The following is a 15,074-nucleotide window of genomic DNA, read 5'->3' on the forward strand; positions in this document are numbered from 1 at the left end:
TCTCCCTCATTCGCCGTGCTGCCCGAAAAATATGCTTAGCAAAGGGGGAAATCCTGTGCCGCCTGAAGCAATGGCTGTTGCTGCAGCGATCCAACTATTTTTGGGCTTTTTCGCTTACTATAGTCAAATTAAGATGAATGATTTTGTCGGCTATCGAACGCCGCGCGCTATGGTTAACGAAGAAACCTGGCTATATGCAAATAAGACATTTGGGAAATACAGCATTATTGCCGGTACGATCAATGTATTGTTTGGTTTGTGGGGACGAACAGTCAGCTATGGCCATCATCAACAAGCAATACTTTGGATCGGTAATTTGCTGCTTCTCGTTGCGGGAGTAGGAATAAGTATTTACCTAACAGAAAAAAAACTATTCGAAAAGTTTGGCGACTAGTGTCTTGGCATAATTTAGCCGGCTTATATATCATTATTACAAGAAAATAGGTTATAATAGGCGAAGAAGTCCAATTTTAACCCTTATATGAACTGTTTTAGTTAAAACAGACCGGCTGAAATTCCGGCCTTAAAGTAAACGGCAAAAAATGTTGGGAACGGGGGCGGTCATTTTGTATCGAGGCAGGCAAACCGAGACGCCACTGCTGGCTGCCATGCTCAAGTATGTTGAGGACGGCGTTGTCCCGTTTCATACGCCGGGCCATAAGCAGGGCAAAGGTATTCATCCGCTGTTGGGTAAGCTTCTGGGGGAGCAGGCGTTGCAGCTGGACTTAGCGTTAATGGAAGAACTGGATGATTTTCATGAACCGCATGGCTGCATCAAGAAAGCGCAGGATTTGGCCGCCCGGTTATATGGCGCCGATCATAGCTTTTTTGTCATCAATGGCACCACCGGCGGGATCTATGCAATGATTCTGGCCATCGCCGGACCGGGGGAAAAAATTCTGGTGCCGCGCAATGCTCACCGGTCAATCATTGGCGGAATCATCTTAAGCGGAGCTGTTCCGGTGTTTATGCAGCCGGCCATTGATTTTGAGCTGGGCCTGGCCATGGGAGTTGCTCCGGAAACAGTTGCAGCCGCCATCCAACAGCATCCGGACGCCAAAGGGGTATTAATCATTAATCCCACATATTACGGTGTTGCCACTGATTTGAAAAAAATTGTCGATATTGTTCATGCCGGTCAAATGGTGGCCATTGTTGACGAGGCTCACGGTCCGCACTTAAAGTTCAACGATCAATTGCCGCTGCAGGCCCTGGATGCCGGGGCGGATCTTTGCGCCCAAAGCACTCATAAAATTATCGGCGCCCTGACGCAATGCTCTATTGTTCACTGCCGGGCCGGCAGGGTCAGTGTGCCTAGACTTAAAGCCATGCTGCAATTGGTTCAGTCAACCAGTCCCAATTATTTATTGCTGGCATCGCTGGATGTGGCCCGTTTGCAGATGGCGCAAGAGGGCCGGGAATTGATCGCCGGAGCGATTGAACTGGCCCATTGGACAAGGCAGGCTATCAACGCGATTCCGGGACTGTATTGTTTTGGCGGGGAGAAGATTGGCAGTCTGGGCGTGTTTAGTCTGGATCCGACCAAAATTACCGTTACCGTTAAAGGTCTGGGCTTGAAAGGCGCCGAGGCGGAGCGGATTCTGCGCCATGAATATGGAGTGCAGGTGGAGCTGTCCGATATTTATAATGTATTGTTTCTCATTACTTTAGGCGACAGTAAGGCGGATGCGGTTGCTTTGGTTAAGGCTTTACAGGAGCTTGCCGCCAAGCATGCGGGAAATTATGATTTTTCGGCGGTTGATCAGGCGGCCAGCGTTGTGCTGGAGCCGCCGGTAGGGGTGATATCGCCGCGGGAAGCTCTGTTTGGCAACCAATGCACTGTTCCGTTTCATGCCTCTGCCGGGCATATTTGCGCTGAAATTGTAACCTTCTATCCACCGGGCATCCCCCTGTTATGTCCCGGTGAGCGCATCAGCCCGGAGGTAATCAGCTATTGCCGGCAGCTGCAACAGGCCGGTCTGCATATCTCGGGACCGGAAGATTATACGCTTAAAACAATAAAAGTGGTGGATTAAATGACTGGAAAACTAATTATCATTGAGGCTGGCGACGGCTGCGGCAAAGCTACGCAGACGGAAAAACTGGCGGCAAGACTGCAAAGCGAGGGGGAAAATGTCAGGAGAATCGAATTTCCTGATTATCAGAGTCCATCGTCGGCGCTGATCAAAATGTATCTGAACGGGGCGTTCGGACATCAGCCTCAGGCGGTTAATCCCTATGCGGCGTCCTCGTTTTATGCGGTTGACCGCTATGCTTCATTCAAACGGGACTGGGAGAAGTTTTACCAACAGGGCGGAATTGTCATTTGCGACCGTTACACTACCTCCAATATGGTTCATCAAGCGGTCAAAATACCTGCCCCTGATGAGCGGGAGGCTTACTTAAACTGGCTGTGGGACTTTGAGTTTGTTAAATTCGGCTTGCCGGTGCCGGATGCGGTGATATTTTTGGACATGCCGCCCGAATATAGCCTGAGGCTTATTCAAAACCGGGCCAGGCAGGCGGGAAACGCGGTTGATATTCATGAAGCCAATGAACGGTATTTGGCTGACTGTTATGCCAGTTACCGCCAGGTCGCCGAAAAATATCACTGGCGCCAGGTGGCCTGTGTAGCTGACGGGCAGCTCCGGAGCATTGACCGGATTCATGCCGATATTTACAAAATAGCTGCTGAAGTATTAGTCCTGTGAGTCATTTAAAAGCTGGGATAATTTGCCGGAATTTTTCGGCCTGTGAGGCGAGGGAGCCGCGAAGAGCGGGAAGCTGTAAGGCGACGAAAACGAAGCAGGACAAAAAAAGACTGCGAAGTTACCCTTGCGATGACGCCCGGTACTCGCTTAGCTGCAGGTCTAATTTGCTTATTTTAGTTAAACCAATTATAATTTAAACTAGCTGAATTATGCATAAAAAGGACTTGTATATATGGTGAAAGGCGGATTCTTGTGAAGATAAACAATATGGGAGCTCCAAAGGTGTTGCCGCATAACGATGCTGAAGGCAGCGTTAAGTCCGGAAAATCCAATCATCTGTTTTCGTCTGATCTTGTGCGCAGTCAGGCCGACTATTCCAAAGAACGCCTGGACGCGCTGCTGGAGGAAATTACTAAGCAAGGTTCAAGGCTTGGCCAGGTTCCGACTTATGCCGAACTTAAGACTTATCGTGAGCTTGTCCGCAACTTCATTGGCGAAGCGGTGGCGCGGATGTATACGCTGCAGTCTCAGACCGGCTGGGACCGGCAGGGGCGGCAGAAAGTATATACGACAATAAAAAATATTGACGAGACGTTAACCAGTATGACTGAGGATGTGCGGCACGGCCAGGAGCGGCAACTGGATATTATGGCCAAACAGGATGCCATCCGCGGGATGCTGGTGGACTTATATATGTGAGCAGTTTTATGCAATGGAGCGATATTGCCGGACACAGCGAGAACATTGACCGGCTGAAGCAGATGCTGAATTCGGGGCGAATGCCGCACGCCCTGCTGTTCACCGGGGCGGCGGGTATTGGCAAGATGCTCATTGCCCGGGTATTAGCCGCCGCAGTACTGTGTATGGATAGCGCCGGCCGGCCCTGCGGCATCTGTAAAGCCTGCCGCAGCCTGACCGACGGCAGCCATCCTGATCTGCTGGTTATCCGGCCTGAGGGCACAACAATCAAGATTGAACAAATCCGTCAATTGCAGTCAGCGTTTGCCCTGGCTCCGTATTTTAGCAGCAGGCGGGTTTGCATTATTGAAGATGCCGAACGGCTGACTGCACAGGCCGCCAATAGTATCCTGAAAACTCTGGAAGAGCCTCAGGGCAGCAGTTTGTTTATTTTGGTTGCAAGCAGCAAGCAGCAATTATTGGCTACTATTATATCCCGCTGCTTGGCAATGGCCTTTCAGCCATTGCCAAGCAGCGTACTGAGCCGGGCGTTAATGGACAAAGGCTTTGCCGGCTTTTCCGTGGAGGTGGCGGCGCGCCTTTCTGGCGGAAGGTTCGGCCAGGCGCTTAAATTGCTGGAGCCTGGCGGGCTTAATCAGCGGAACCAAGCCGCTGAAATTACGGCGGCCCTGATTCAGGGTGAAAGAAATTTTGTCTGGAGGACGGCAGCACTTTTGGATAAACATGAGCGGAAGGATTTTTTGTCATTATTGGAATACTTAACGCTAATTTTACGGGATTTACTCATGATTTCCGGCCGGCGGGACAGGCGGCTGTTATATAATATCGATTTGGAAGAGCAGCTTACGCGGCAAGCCGGAAACTGGACGGAACCGGGCCTGATGAAAGCTCTGGCGGCCGCTGCGGCCTGCAGGCAGGCGCTTCAGGCGAATGCCAACCCGCGCTTAGCAGGGGAGGCTCTGCTTATTCAGTTGTGTGATTTAGCCGGAGGAGGATAAAACGGTGCAAACAGTAGTAGGTATACGGTTTAAAAAAGCCGGGAAAATATATTATTTTGATCCGGGTCCGCTGGCGCTGGCAGCAGGAGAAAACGTGATTGTGGAAACCGCCCGGGGCCTTGAACATGGACAAGTCGTGATCGGTCCCCGTCAGGTGGCGGAGGAAGACATTGTAGCGCCGCTGAAAACCGTCCAGCGCAGGGCATCTCTGCTGGATATGGATAAAGTAAAGGAAAACAAGGTCAAGGAAGACGAGGCTTTTTCCATTTGTGAGCAGAAGATAAAAGCGCACAATCTGCCAATGAAACTCATTGACGTTGAATATACGTTTGATGTTAATAAGATTATTTTTTATTTTACGGCCGAGGGAAGGATTGATTTCCGCGAACTGGTTAAGGATTTGGCGGCAGTTTTTCGCACCAGAATCGAATTGCGTCAAATTGGCGTTCGTGATGAGGCTAAAATGCTGGGCGGCATCGGTTGCTGCGGCCGTTCACTCTGCTGTTCAACTTTTCTGGGTGATTTTGAACCGGTTTCCATCCGAATGGCCAAAGAACAGAATTTATCGCTTAATCCAACCAAAATATCGGGTATCTGCGGCCGGCTGATGTGCTGCCTGAAATATGAAAGCGACAGTTACGGCGGCTGTTGCAAAAAAATTGTACCGCCGACCGCCGGACGCCGGGTCATCACGATTGACGGCGAGGGCAAAGTCATAGCGGTAAGCAACAATAAAAAGACGGCGACAGTACTGCTTGATGACGGCAAAACCCTGATTATCCCCTGGGAGGAAGTAGTGGAGAAAGAGGATGAATAATGCTGCTGCCTGGTGAACGGTTAGACGACCTGATGATCAATGAGCTAAAGATTATTCAGCATGAGGATGAGTTCCGCTTTTCGCTGGATGCGGTGCTACTGGCTCATTTTGCGACAGTAAAGCCAGGAATTTCCGCCGTTGATTTAGGAGCGGGCGGCGGGGCGGTCAGTTTGCTGCTGGCTGCGCGCGGAGCCGCTCTGGTAACCGGGGTGGAAATTAATGAACGGGTTGCGGCAATGGCCCGGCGCAGTGTTGAGCTTAACGGACTGACAAAACAAGTGCTGATTAAACCGGGTGATTTGCGGGAAGTGGCCGGCAATTTTTCACCCGGTTTGTGCGATTTAGTGGTCGCTAATCCTCCCTACCGGCCGGCCGGCACAGGCCGGATCAATCCCAATAGCGGCTTGGCCATCGCCAGACATGAAGTCAAGGCGACTCTCAGCGATGTTGTGGCGGCGGCCAAATACCTGATGAAGGTGCGGGGCCGTTTTGCACTGGTTCACCTGCCTGAACGTCTGCCGGAAATTCTACAGACAATGGCGGCGGCGGGTCTTGAGCCTAAACGGCTGCAGCTGGTTTATCCCAAGGCAGACCGGAAGGCGGTTATGGCGCTGGTCGAAGGGGTAAAAGGAGCTAAACCGGGACTGGATGTGCTGTCTCCGCTGGTTATCTATCAGCATGACGGCGCCTATACTGATACTGTCAGGGCATATTATAAGTAGGTGAATTTAATGCAAGCTGGAAAACTATATTTATGTGCCACGCCAATCGGCAATCTGGAGGATATGACCTATAGAGCGGTCAGGCTGTTGAAAGAGGCGGCGCTCATTGCCGCTGAAGATACCCGGCATACCCGCAAGCTGCTGACGCATTTTGACATTCATACCCCGCTCACCAGTTATCATGAGCATATTAAAGACACCAGAGGCCCCGAACTTATTGAACGGCTGCTTAACGGCGAGGATGTGGCTGTGGTTAGCGATGCCGGACTGCCGGGAATTTCCGATCCGGGCAGTCATCTGGTCCGACTGGCCCTTGATGCCGGACTGACGGTTGTTCCCGTACCTGGCGCTAATGCCGCCCTGACCGCGCTGGTGGCGGCAGGACTGGACACAACTGCGTTTACCTTTGCCGGTTTTTTGCCTAAGACAGGCAAAAAGCGCCGGGCCTTCATCAGGGCGTTGGCTGATTATCAGACAACCTTAGTGTTATACGAATCGCCGCACCGGCTGAAAGCAACGCTGGCGGAACTGCTCGACGAATTGGGAGACAGGCCGGCAGTGGCGGCCCGGGAGTTAACCAAAAAATTTGAAGAATTTATCAGAGGAACGCTGAAGTCCTTACAACAGCATTTTTCCGAAAATCAGCCGCGGGGGGAGTTTACTTTAGTGATCAATGGTAATGATAATGAAAATGCGGAACCCCTGGCCGATGCTGAATTGCCGCCGCTAGAGCAGGCAGTGGCCGCTTTAGTCAGCGCCGGCTATGACAAAAAAACGGCGATACGTGAGGTCGCCGCCAGCAGGGCTGTTCCCCGGCGGGAAGTCTATCAGGCCGTTATCGGCAAGGAATTGTAAACAATAAAAAAGGTAACCTGAGAATAACGCCTGCCGGTAAAAATCAGGCCAATTCTCGTGTTACCTTTCGGTGCAATAGCGGGTGCAGCTATTTCCGGCCAAGAGACTTGCGAAAAGCAGTTTGTCTGCAATCTATTGTAATCTACCAGGGCTCCGCCGGTTTTCATTCCTTTGTTGATGACCCAGGCGACGGAAATAATCAGATGACTTTCTGAACCATGGCATCCAGACAGTGTTTGCAGACATTTTTACCTTTGAAGTTGGATACTTCATCCGCATTGCCGCAGAATACGCAGGAGCAAGCTGGTTCATATTTCCGCAGAATAATACGGTCATGATCCACATAGATTTCTAGGGCGTCTTTTTCTTCAATATCAAGAGTACGGCGTAGTTCAATTGGAATGACCACCCGACCTAACTCGTCCACTTTTCGAACAATACCAGTTGATTTCATATTCTCGTTCCCCTCTCATTTCAACAATATTCGACAAAATCTGTCTAACTAAATAATACCAAATATTACAAGACGTGTCAATCCTGTTTTTCCCAGTAAAGGTAGTTTTTTTCTTAATTGATCCAATTTCAGGGATGATTTAAGGTGTATTGTGTCATACTATATACTTTCTTGTCGAAATTAGGCGGTTGACAAGCGGTGCTTATTCTGGCTATAATTGCCATAAAGTAGGGCCGGTACAGCGTCAGCCTTAGGACTGGCAGTCCTAAGGCTGACGTTGTACCGGGCATTGGCAGGCCGGGGAGCGTTCCGGCCGGTGTTTTGCCGTAATCTAAAAAGCTGTTCGCTATGAGCGAAGGAGGTTCACAATATGGACAAAAAACCATTTTACATTACCACGCCGATTTATTATCCCAGTGATAAATTACATATCGGTCATGCTTATTGCACGACGATCGCCGACTCTGTAGCCAGGTATAAGCGATTGGCGGGCTATGAAGTGTTTTTCTTAACGGGTTCGGATGAGCACGGTCAAAAAATTCAGCGCAAGGCGCAGGAAAACCAGGTTACGCCAATTGAATATGTTGACAAAATTGTTGCTTCGTTTAAGCACTTATGGGAGAAACTTAATATTTCCCATGACGATTTTATCCGGACGACCGAAACCAGGCACCGTGAAGTTGTACAGGCCATTTTCCAGAAAATTTATGACCAGGGTGATATTTACAAGGCTTCTTATGAAGGCTGGTATTGTACGCCTTGCGAGACTTTCTGGATTGAGCGCCAGCTGACGGACGGCAAGTGCCCGGATTGCGGGCGGGCGGTTGAGTTATTACAGGAAGAAAGCTATTTTTTCCGTATGTCCAAATATCAGGACCGGCTGCTTAAATATATTGAAGAAAATCCCGGGTTTATTCAGCCGGCTTCACGCCGCAATGAAATGATTAATTTCATTAAAAGCGGGCTGGAAGATCTGTGTGTATCCCGTACTACGTTTGACTGGGGCATACCGGTGCCGTTCGACACGAATCATGTTGTGTATGTTTGGTTTGACGCTTTAACCAATTATATTACCGCCGCCGGTTATTTGCATGACCGGGATAAGTTCAGCCGGTTTTGGCCGGCGGATATTCATCTTGTAGGCAAGGAGATTGTCCGTTTTCATTCGATTATCTGGCCGGTAATTTTAATGGCCATGGGTGTTGAACTGCCTAAAATGGTGTATGGACACGGCTGGCTGGTCGTCGAGGGGGACAAAATGTCCAAATCCAAAGGCAATGTTATAGATCCCCTCCAGTTGATTGACGAGTTTGGCGCTGATGCCATCAGGTATTTTTTACTGCGGGAAATCACGCTGGGAATGGATGGGAATTTTTCGCGGGAAGCGTTGATTAACAGGATCAATGCCGACCTGGCAAATGATTTGGGTAACCTGCTGCACCGCACGCTTAATATGATTGGCCGGTTTAATCACGGCGTCATTGAACCGCCGGGCGAAGCGGCGCCGATTGACGATGAATTAATTAAACTGGCCCAGAATACGGCGGCTGAATATGAACGTTTAATGGATGCAATGGACATTAACGGTACAATCAAACAATTATGGACACTGATTAGCCGTACCAACAAATACATCGATGAAACCGCGCCCTGGGCTTTGGCCAAAGATGAGGCTAAGAAAGCCCGCCTGAATACCGTTTTGTACAATTTAGCCGAGGCGCTGCGCATTATTTGTATTCTCATTTCGCCGTTCCTGCCAAATACTGCGCCTAAGATCTGGCGGCAGCTAGGCCTTGGCAATGATTTAGCGGCTGTCAGTTTGAACGATGCCCGGGGCTGGGGGCGGCTGACGGCAGGGACTGTGGTGTCCAAACCGGAGCCGATCTTCCCGCGGATTGAAGAAAAGCCGGAACCGGCTGAACCTGGAACGCCCCAGCCGGCTGCCAAATTTCAGCCGGAAGCAAACTCCGTCGAAGTAACCATCGACGAATTTGCTAAAATGGATTTGCGGGTAGTCAAAGTTTTGGCGGCCGAAAAGGTAAAAGGGGCTGATAAACTGCTTGCTTTAACGGTTGATCTGGGCGTCGAACAGCGAACAATTGTTTCCGGAATCGCCAAGCATTATACCCCGGAAGAACTGGTCGGCCAGAATGTGGTGATGATTGTCAACCTGAAACCGGCCAAAATTCGCGGCATTGAATCCCGGGGCATGGTACTGGCCGCCTCTCATGACAATCAACTGGCCGTTGTTACCGTTCCGGGGCTGCCGGCCGGGAGCAAGGTGAAGTAGCATGTTATTTGACTCTCATGCCCATATCGATGATGAAAGGTTTGCGGCCGACCGGGATGAGGTAATCGCCAGGGCCCGTGAAAATGGCGTTACCGGGATTATCAATATTGGGGCTGATATGGATTCTTCCCAGCGCTCAATTGCGTTGGCGGACCGTTATGCCGGTATTTTCGCCGCGGTCGGCAATCACCCTCATGATGCTAAAGCGGTGCAGAACGGCGATTACGACCAGCTGGCGGAGTGGCTCAAACGGCCTAAGGTTGTGGCGATTGGCGAAATCGGTTTGGATTATCATTATGATTTGTCACCGCGGGAGATTCAGCGGCAGGTTTTTATCCGGCAGCTGGATGTAGCCAGGCAAATGGGCTGTCCGGTAATTATCCATGACCGGGAGGCTCATGGCGATATTCTGCAGATACTGAAAACTGAAGGCCGGGGGCTGACCGGAGTGCTGCATTGTTTTTCCGGCAGTCTGGAAATGGCGCGGGAATTGCTTGAATTAGGGTTTTATCTATCCATCGCCGGGCCGGTAACGTTCAAAAATGCCGCTAAATTACCGGAAATTGTCGGTGCTGCGCCTTTGGAACGCTTGCTGATTGAGACCGATTGCCCATATCTGACGCCACACCCCCACCGGGGAAAGCGTAACGAACCGGCTTATGTAAGACTGGTAGCCGAGCGGGTCGCGGAGCTGCGGGGGATGGAGCTTTCAGCATTAGCCGCCGCTACAACGGCCAATGTATGCCGGTTGTTTTCGATCGCACCGGCGGAGGCAATAAAATAATTGGTAATAATTACCAAAACAACGAATACTTATTAAGTATTCGTTGTTTTTTATGAAGACAATCCCCGCGAACAGATTCCTTTGGTTGCGCTTAGGTAAGAAACATCATAGGATACAGTAGTTTAGCTGTGTTTAAGAAAGGAGAAGATAAATGCAGCTTTATTTCCTGTTTTTTTACTTTGTCAGTCGGTTTTCCAGGGACAAGACCGCAACCGGAAAAACGAATTTTGGGCGCTTTAGCAGTCTGCCGTAAAATTTTTACAAATAGTGCATAATTTAGGCAACTTTGGTAAAGACTAAATATATGAAAAAGATGATGTAAATTTGACACAACGAATTTAAGTATGGTATAATTTTCAGGCGCTTGAAAAGGGGGAGATTTATGCATTACACTCAGCCCAAAAACTCGCAATCTAAAAGGACAATGCCGGCGCTTATTGCCGTGTTCTGCATTGTCCTGCTGTTGGCAGCCGGCTTTGTCGGAGCCAATAAAAAAGTCAATATTGTTGCTGACGGAAAGACTCAGGAAGTCCGGACTTTATCCAGCCGGCCTGCTGTTGTCCTGGCCCGGGCCGGGGTACAGTTAGGTCCGCAGGACGAATATCGTCTGTCAACGTCGAATTTAGTTAGCGGTTCAATTATAACAGTATATAGAGCAGTACCTGTTACCATTACTTATCAAGGTGAAACAACAACCATACAGACCGGCTCACCGACGGTGGGCGAACTGGCTGCAAGCCTGGGACTGATTGATGCAGGCATTAAGCTGATCCCAGGACCTGACGAACCAATTCAGGACGGCTTGCAAATTCGGGTAATAAAAATATCGGAAAAAGTCATTGAGCGCGAAGAACCAGAGCCTTTCCAAGTGATTCATCAGCCTGACGCCACTTTGGAAAAAGGCGTAGAGGAGCTTATTCAGGCCGGGCAAAATGGCAAAAAAATTGTCACAGTTAAGCAGCATTTTGCTGACGACGTACAGTCTGCGGAAGAAATCCTGGCAGTAAAAATTTCCGATCCTTCCACCCCTCAAATTGTCAGGGTCGGTACCCGCGATTTTGTTGAAACATCGCGCGGCGTACAACGCTTTAGACGGGTCGAGGTAATGGAGGCAACGGCCTATCTGCCGACAGACGGTTCAGGTCATGGAATTACGGCTACCGGAATTCCGGCCCGCCGCGGTATCGTAGCGGTTGATCCGGCGGTAATTCCGCTGGGAAGCAGAGTGTATATCCCAGGATACGGATCGGCTCTAGCTGCCGATACCGGCGGCGCAATCATTGGCAATAGTATCGACTTATGTATGGAAAATGCAAGTGAAGCCTGGCGCTTTGGGCGGCGCATGGTCAAAGTTTATGTGTTGGCGGAATAAATAAACAGGGTATTATACCCTGTTTATTTTTTAAGAGCTAGAATATTGATCAAAGAGTAGGGGTAGTGTGATTAAAGAAGTTATTATTGTGGAAGGCAAGCATGATGTACAGGCTGTCGGGCGGGCGGTGGACGCCGAATGTATTATAACCGAAGGGTTTCATTTAGCCCCCCGTACCCTGGAAAGAATTGAACAGGCTTATACAAAACGGGGGATCATTATTTTGACCGATCCCGACACTGCCGGCGAGCGGATTCGTAAATTTTTAAGCAAACGTTTTCCGGAAGCGAAACACGCCTTTATACCAAAGGAAGAAGCAACTGCCAACGATGATATTGGGATTGAACAGGCCTCACCTGAAGCGATCCGCTCGGCGCTGGCCAAAGTCCGGTATTTGGAATGGAAACCGGCTGCGGAATTTACCGTTGCGGATATGCTGAGGGCAGGTTTAAGCGGTGCGCCGGAGGCTGCGGACCGGCGGGCTGCTGCCGGAGCAGAGCTTGGTATTGGCTATGCCAATGCCAAAACCTTTTTGCAGCGGTTGAACCATTATGGTGTCACTCGCAATGAGTTCGGCGCGGCCGTAAAAAAGGCCGCGTCAGGTAAACAGGAGGCCGGAGATGATTAAGCCGACAATCGCCCAAAAAGATGTAACAAAACATATTTTAAAAACGTTTAACATTCGGATGAGTAAAAAGTTAGGACAAAACTTTCTTGTCGATGAGAAGATTGTCCGGGGCATTGTTCAGGCCGCGGATATCAGTCCGGGCGATACAGTGCTGGAAATAGGCCCCGGTATCGGCACACTGACGCAGGGGCTGGCCGAGGCCGGGGCTCAGGTTGTGGCGGTGGAGCTTGATTTAAAGCTTATTGATGTGCTGGCGGAAACCTTGGCCGGCTATGATAATGTGCGGATCATTCATGGTGATATTTTAAAAGTGGATATTGCCGCCGAGGTGCCTGCCGCTCCATTTAAAGTGGTTGCCAATCTGCCTTATTATATCACTACCCCCATTATTATGGGATTGCTGGAAGCACGGCTGCCGGTTTCCGTATTGGTGACCATGATTCAAAAAGAGGTGGCGGCCAGGATGGTAGCCTGCCCCGGTACTAAGGATTATGGCGCTTTATCGGTGGCTGTCCAGTATTTTACTCAGCCCCGGATGATGTTTGACGTTCCGCCGGTTTCTTTCATTCCGTCTCCGGCTGTCGATTCGGCGGTGATCCGCTGCCTTGTGCGTGATCAGCCGGCGGTGGCCGTCGCCGACGAAAAACTGTTTTTCCGGGTGGTCAAGGCAGCTTTTTCCCAACGCCGTAAAACGTTAAACAATGCTTTGAAAACGGGAATTCCCGCTGATCAAATACAACCGGCTTTGGCTGCTGCGGGAATTGATGGGGCGCGGCGCGGCGAAACGCTGTCGCTCCAGGAATTTGCCGCACTTGCCAATTGCCTAAAATAAAGCAAGGGTCGTACTGAACGAACCAGGAACCTATAGAATAACGCAATGCAAGCGTCCATTCTATAGGTTCCTGGTTTACATTTTGCCGGCTAATTTAAAAATCATGGAAAAATTGGGAGTTTTTTATAAGAGCGGGCGCTGCTGCGCACAGTCGCTTTTGCAGATCACCGGTTTTGGAAAGCCTTCATCGGAATAGAATCATCACCTGTCCGGTACCGGTTCTTTTTAGTACCCGGTATCCGTCGGCGGACGAAGTAGCGACTCCGGTTTCATTGGGACGGCAATATCCTCCGGGCGCGCAGGTTCCATCGTCTCTGACGCGAAGCTTTCCCAGAAGCCCGACAGGAACCCACTCCGGTCGCCTGGAACGGGGCAAATACGGCGTTTCGGGATCGAATTCTGGATTGAGCACCGGCCTGGTTTGCGTGTGGGCCGGCAAGATAACAGTTCCGGTCGACTCGTGGATTAAATCGGGGATTTCCGTCTCCTGGTATTGTATTCGGCCCCATTGGTCGGTCAGATATTTTCCTTCCCAGCGAAGCTCCCCCGCATTGCCCAAAAAACCGGGTGCTGCACTGGTGACGCCCAGTACGTAATCATCCACCGAAGCATTGAATACTTTGATTTTTTCATGCTCGCCGTCGTCCAGGGCGACAAAGTAACCGGGCTCTATCTCCGCGCCGTCGGCCGATTCAAACATTTCGGCATAATCCGCACCGCCGCCATTCCAGTTTTGATCAATATAAGCTTCTCCGGTGGTAAGGATTTTTGCGGCAAGTCCTCTGGCAGACCCTGATCCATTTGCCAAAAACCAGGAAAAATTCATTTCAGCATCGCCATAGGTGCCCATAATATGGGCGCCCTGGAAGCCCGCTGTGGTGGTTTGAACTCCTTCTGCATGCGAGGCGGGACCGGAGCTTGTTGTGGAGATGCCTTCGGCATGAGAGTATTGGCTGCTGGATTGCGTATAACCGTTTTGCGCGTGGGACGCCAGACCCGCTGCGGTGGTGTATCTTCCTTCCGAATGAGAGCCCAAATCCGTGGCCGTCGTATTGTCGCCCTCTGCGTGGGACGACTGCCCGGAGGCCACTCCTCCGATGCCTTCGGCGTGAGCGCCATCGGTAGGTGCGGATGTATTGGCTCCTTCCGCATGGGCGCCTATTCCGGCTGCTGCTGTATTATAGCCCTCCGCGTGGGACGCCAGACCGGAGGCGCGGCTTAAATAACCCAATGCCACCGCATATTCGCCCATGACATAGTCAAAATAAGTACCGATTCCGGCGAGAGAGCCTGCTGTACTTCCATCAACCAAATGCTCAAGACCGGTCCCGCGAAATACGATAAGCGAAGATTTTACTGGTGTGACGGTGGAATACCAGACATCTTTGCCGCTTTGATTAACCAATGCAATGGTAACCGGGGCCGCGTCTACGCGTACTATGGCATAGCCTGCCGTTGCCCCGGTTTTGAGTGGTGAGTTGCCAATGATTGCTCTTCCTTCACCTGCAACCGATACCGCAAATACCGATGACGCGGCTTCTATGGATGATTGCACCGCAACAAACCATTGGACGATAAAAGTTCCAACCTGGCTAAGGGCAATCTCGCCGGTAGCGGCGGTATACAGGATATCTCCTTCAGAATATAGGCTCGAATCAAAAATAACGTTGTTCCCTGCCGGGATGAAACCGGCCGTTTGCCGTTCAATCTGTAAAAATGCGTTCATTATAACCCTTCCTTTTCCTATTATAAAGACCAGGTATCTCTGCGAGGGTATAAAGTGAAAAGACGTTCTATATTTAACTTATGTCTGAGCAAGGGATTTGTGTATACCCGGATTGAGCGCCGGAAGAAAAGGCTGTGGATGAACTGCAAGGGACCTGTCCCTTGTTTTTGAAGACTTCCACATTAC

At 50.3% G+C, this 15,074-nt stretch carries 15 protein-coding genes; 13 read left to right on the plus strand and 2 right to left on the minus strand.

Annotated features, from left to right (window positions below):
• Window positions 1-55: 55 nt before the first annotated feature.
• From BLR06_RS07240 to rsmI, 8 genes are all read left to right on the plus strand, one after another.
• A complete protein-coding gene (locus BLR06_RS07240) occupies window positions 56-394 on the plus strand; it encodes an SdpI family protein (RefSeq protein ID WP_173812809.1) in 339 nt (112 codons plus the stop codon).
• Window positions 395-566: 172 nt separating this feature from the next.
• Window positions 567-2,036 carry an aminotransferase class I/II-fold pyridoxal phosphate-dependent enzyme gene (locus BLR06_RS07245; RefSeq protein WP_255319529.1) on the plus strand — a complete coding sequence of 490 codons (1,470 nt, stop codon included), beginning with the start codon at window positions 567-569 and terminating at the stop codon, window positions 2,034-2,036.
• Window positions 2,037-2,711: a dTMP kinase gene (locus BLR06_RS07250; protein WP_092070575.1), complete on the plus strand. Its 675-nt coding sequence runs from the start codon at window positions 2,037-2,039 to the stop codon at window positions 2,709-2,711. It begins immediately after the preceding gene.
• 252 nt (window positions 2,712-2,963) lie between these two features.
• Window positions 2,964-3,410, plus strand: a complete 447-nt coding sequence (locus BLR06_RS07255) for a YaaR family protein (protein ID WP_092070578.1) — start codon at window positions 2,964-2,966, stop codon at window positions 3,408-3,410.
• Window positions 3,407-4,408, plus strand: coding sequence for a DNA polymerase III subunit delta' (gene holB, locus BLR06_RS07260; protein WP_245698057.1), 1,002 nt, complete (start codon window positions 3,407-3,409; stop codon window positions 4,406-4,408). Before BLR06_RS07255 ends, holB begins: the two co-directional genes overlap by 4 nt.
• A 4-nt stretch (window positions 4,409-4,412) precedes the next feature.
• Window positions 4,413-5,225, plus strand: a complete 813-nt coding sequence (locus tag BLR06_RS07265; RefSeq protein ID WP_092070581.1) for a PSP1 domain-containing protein — start codon at window positions 4,413-4,415, stop codon at window positions 5,223-5,225.
• Window positions 5,225-5,947 (plus strand): tRNA1(Val) (adenine(37)-N6)-methyltransferase, encoded by a 723-nt coding sequence (locus tag BLR06_RS07270; protein ID WP_092070584.1) that lies wholly within the window; start codon window positions 5,225-5,227, stop codon window positions 5,945-5,947. Before BLR06_RS07265 ends, BLR06_RS07270 begins: the two co-directional genes overlap by 1 nt.
• A 9-nt stretch (window positions 5,948-5,956) precedes the next feature.
• Window positions 5,957-6,802, plus strand: a complete 846-nt coding sequence (gene rsmI / locus BLR06_RS07275) for a 16S rRNA (cytidine(1402)-2'-O)-methyltransferase (RefSeq protein WP_092070587.1) — start codon at window positions 5,957-5,959, stop codon at window positions 6,800-6,802.
• Between the two features lie 199 nt (window positions 6,803-7,001).
• Here the strand turns inward: rsmI and BLR06_RS07280 are convergent, their stop codons facing one another.
• Window positions 7,002-7,256, minus strand: a complete 255-nt coding sequence (locus BLR06_RS07280; RefSeq protein ID WP_092070590.1) for an AbrB/MazE/SpoVT family DNA-binding domain-containing protein — start codon at window positions 7,254-7,256, stop codon at window positions 7,002-7,004.
• Between the two features lie 370 nt (window positions 7,257-7,626).
• On the opposite strand from BLR06_RS07280, the gene metG reads away from it, so the two are divergent.
• The 5 genes from metG (at window position 7,627) to rsmA (ending at window position 13,162) form a co-directional block, all read left to right on the plus strand.
• Entirely contained in the window at window positions 7,627-9,546 is a 1,920-nt protein-coding gene (gene metG, locus BLR06_RS07285; RefSeq protein ID WP_092070593.1) for a methionine--tRNA ligase, read from the plus strand.
• Between the two features lies 1 nt (window position 9,547).
• Window positions 9,548-10,330 carry a TatD family hydrolase gene (locus BLR06_RS07290; RefSeq protein WP_092070596.1) on the plus strand — a complete coding sequence of 261 codons (783 nt, stop codon included), beginning with the start codon at window positions 9,548-9,550 and terminating at the stop codon, window positions 10,328-10,330.
• A gap of 382 nt (window positions 10,331-10,712) precedes the next feature.
• The gene (locus BLR06_RS07295) at window positions 10,713-11,702 is read left to right on the plus strand and encodes a 3D domain-containing protein (RefSeq protein ID WP_092070599.1); all 990 of its coding nucleotides are present in this window, start codon (window positions 10,713-10,715) and stop codon (window positions 11,700-11,702) included.
• A gap of 67 nt (window positions 11,703-11,769) precedes the next feature.
• Window positions 11,770-12,330, plus strand: a complete 561-nt coding sequence (rnmV, locus tag BLR06_RS07300; RefSeq protein ID WP_092070602.1) for a ribonuclease M5 — start codon at window positions 11,770-11,772, stop codon at window positions 12,328-12,330.
• Window positions 12,323-13,162, plus strand: a complete 840-nt coding sequence (gene rsmA / locus BLR06_RS07305; RefSeq protein WP_092070605.1) for a 16S rRNA (adenine(1518)-N(6)/adenine(1519)-N(6))-dimethyltransferase RsmA — start codon at window positions 12,323-12,325, stop codon at window positions 13,160-13,162. Before rnmV ends, rsmA begins: the two co-directional genes overlap by 8 nt.
• Before the next feature lie 184 nt (window positions 13,163-13,346).
• Here the strand turns inward: rsmA and BLR06_RS07310 are convergent, their stop codons facing one another.
• Entirely contained in the window at window positions 13,347-14,888 is a 1,542-nt protein-coding gene (locus BLR06_RS07310) for a peptidase G2 autoproteolytic cleavage domain-containing protein (protein WP_092070608.1), read from the minus strand.
• Between the last annotated feature and the right edge of the window lie 186 nt (window positions 14,889-15,074).

Origin of the sequence: Dendrosporobacter quercicolus (assembly GCF_900104455.1) — a bacterium.
Taxonomy (GTDB): domain Bacteria; phylum Bacillota; class Negativicutes; order DSM-1736; family Dendrosporobacteraceae; genus Dendrosporobacter; species Dendrosporobacter quercicolus.

Coding starts and splice junctions, on each gene's coding strand:
- metG (WP_092070593.1), top strand. CDS start 7,627: ATGGACAAAAAACCATTTTACATTACCACGCCGATTTATTATCCCAGT.
- BLR06_RS07280 (WP_092070590.1), bottom strand. CDS start 7,256: ATGAAATCAACTGGTATTGTTCGAAAAGTGGACGAGTTAGGTCGGGTG.
- BLR06_RS07295 (WP_092070599.1), top strand. CDS start 10,713: ATGCATTACACTCAGCCCAAAAACTCGCAATCTAAAAGGACAATGCCG.
- BLR06_RS07250 (WP_092070575.1), top strand. CDS start 2,037: ATGACTGGAAAACTAATTATCATTGAGGCTGGCGACGGCTGCGGCAAA.
- BLR06_RS07270 (WP_092070584.1), top strand. CDS start 5,225: ATGCTGCTGCCTGGTGAACGGTTAGACGACCTGATGATCAATGAGCTA.
- rsmA (WP_092070605.1), top strand. CDS start 12,323: ATGATTAAGCCGACAATCGCCCAAAAAGATGTAACAAAACATATTTTA.
- rsmI (WP_092070587.1), top strand. CDS start 5,957: ATGCAAGCTGGAAAACTATATTTATGTGCCACGCCAATCGGCAATCTG.
- BLR06_RS07310 (WP_092070608.1), bottom strand. CDS start 14,888: ATGAACGCATTTTTACAGATTGAACGGCAAACGGCCGGTTTCATCCCG.
- BLR06_RS07290 (WP_092070596.1), top strand. CDS start 9,548: ATGTTATTTGACTCTCATGCCCATATCGATGATGAAAGGTTTGCGGCC.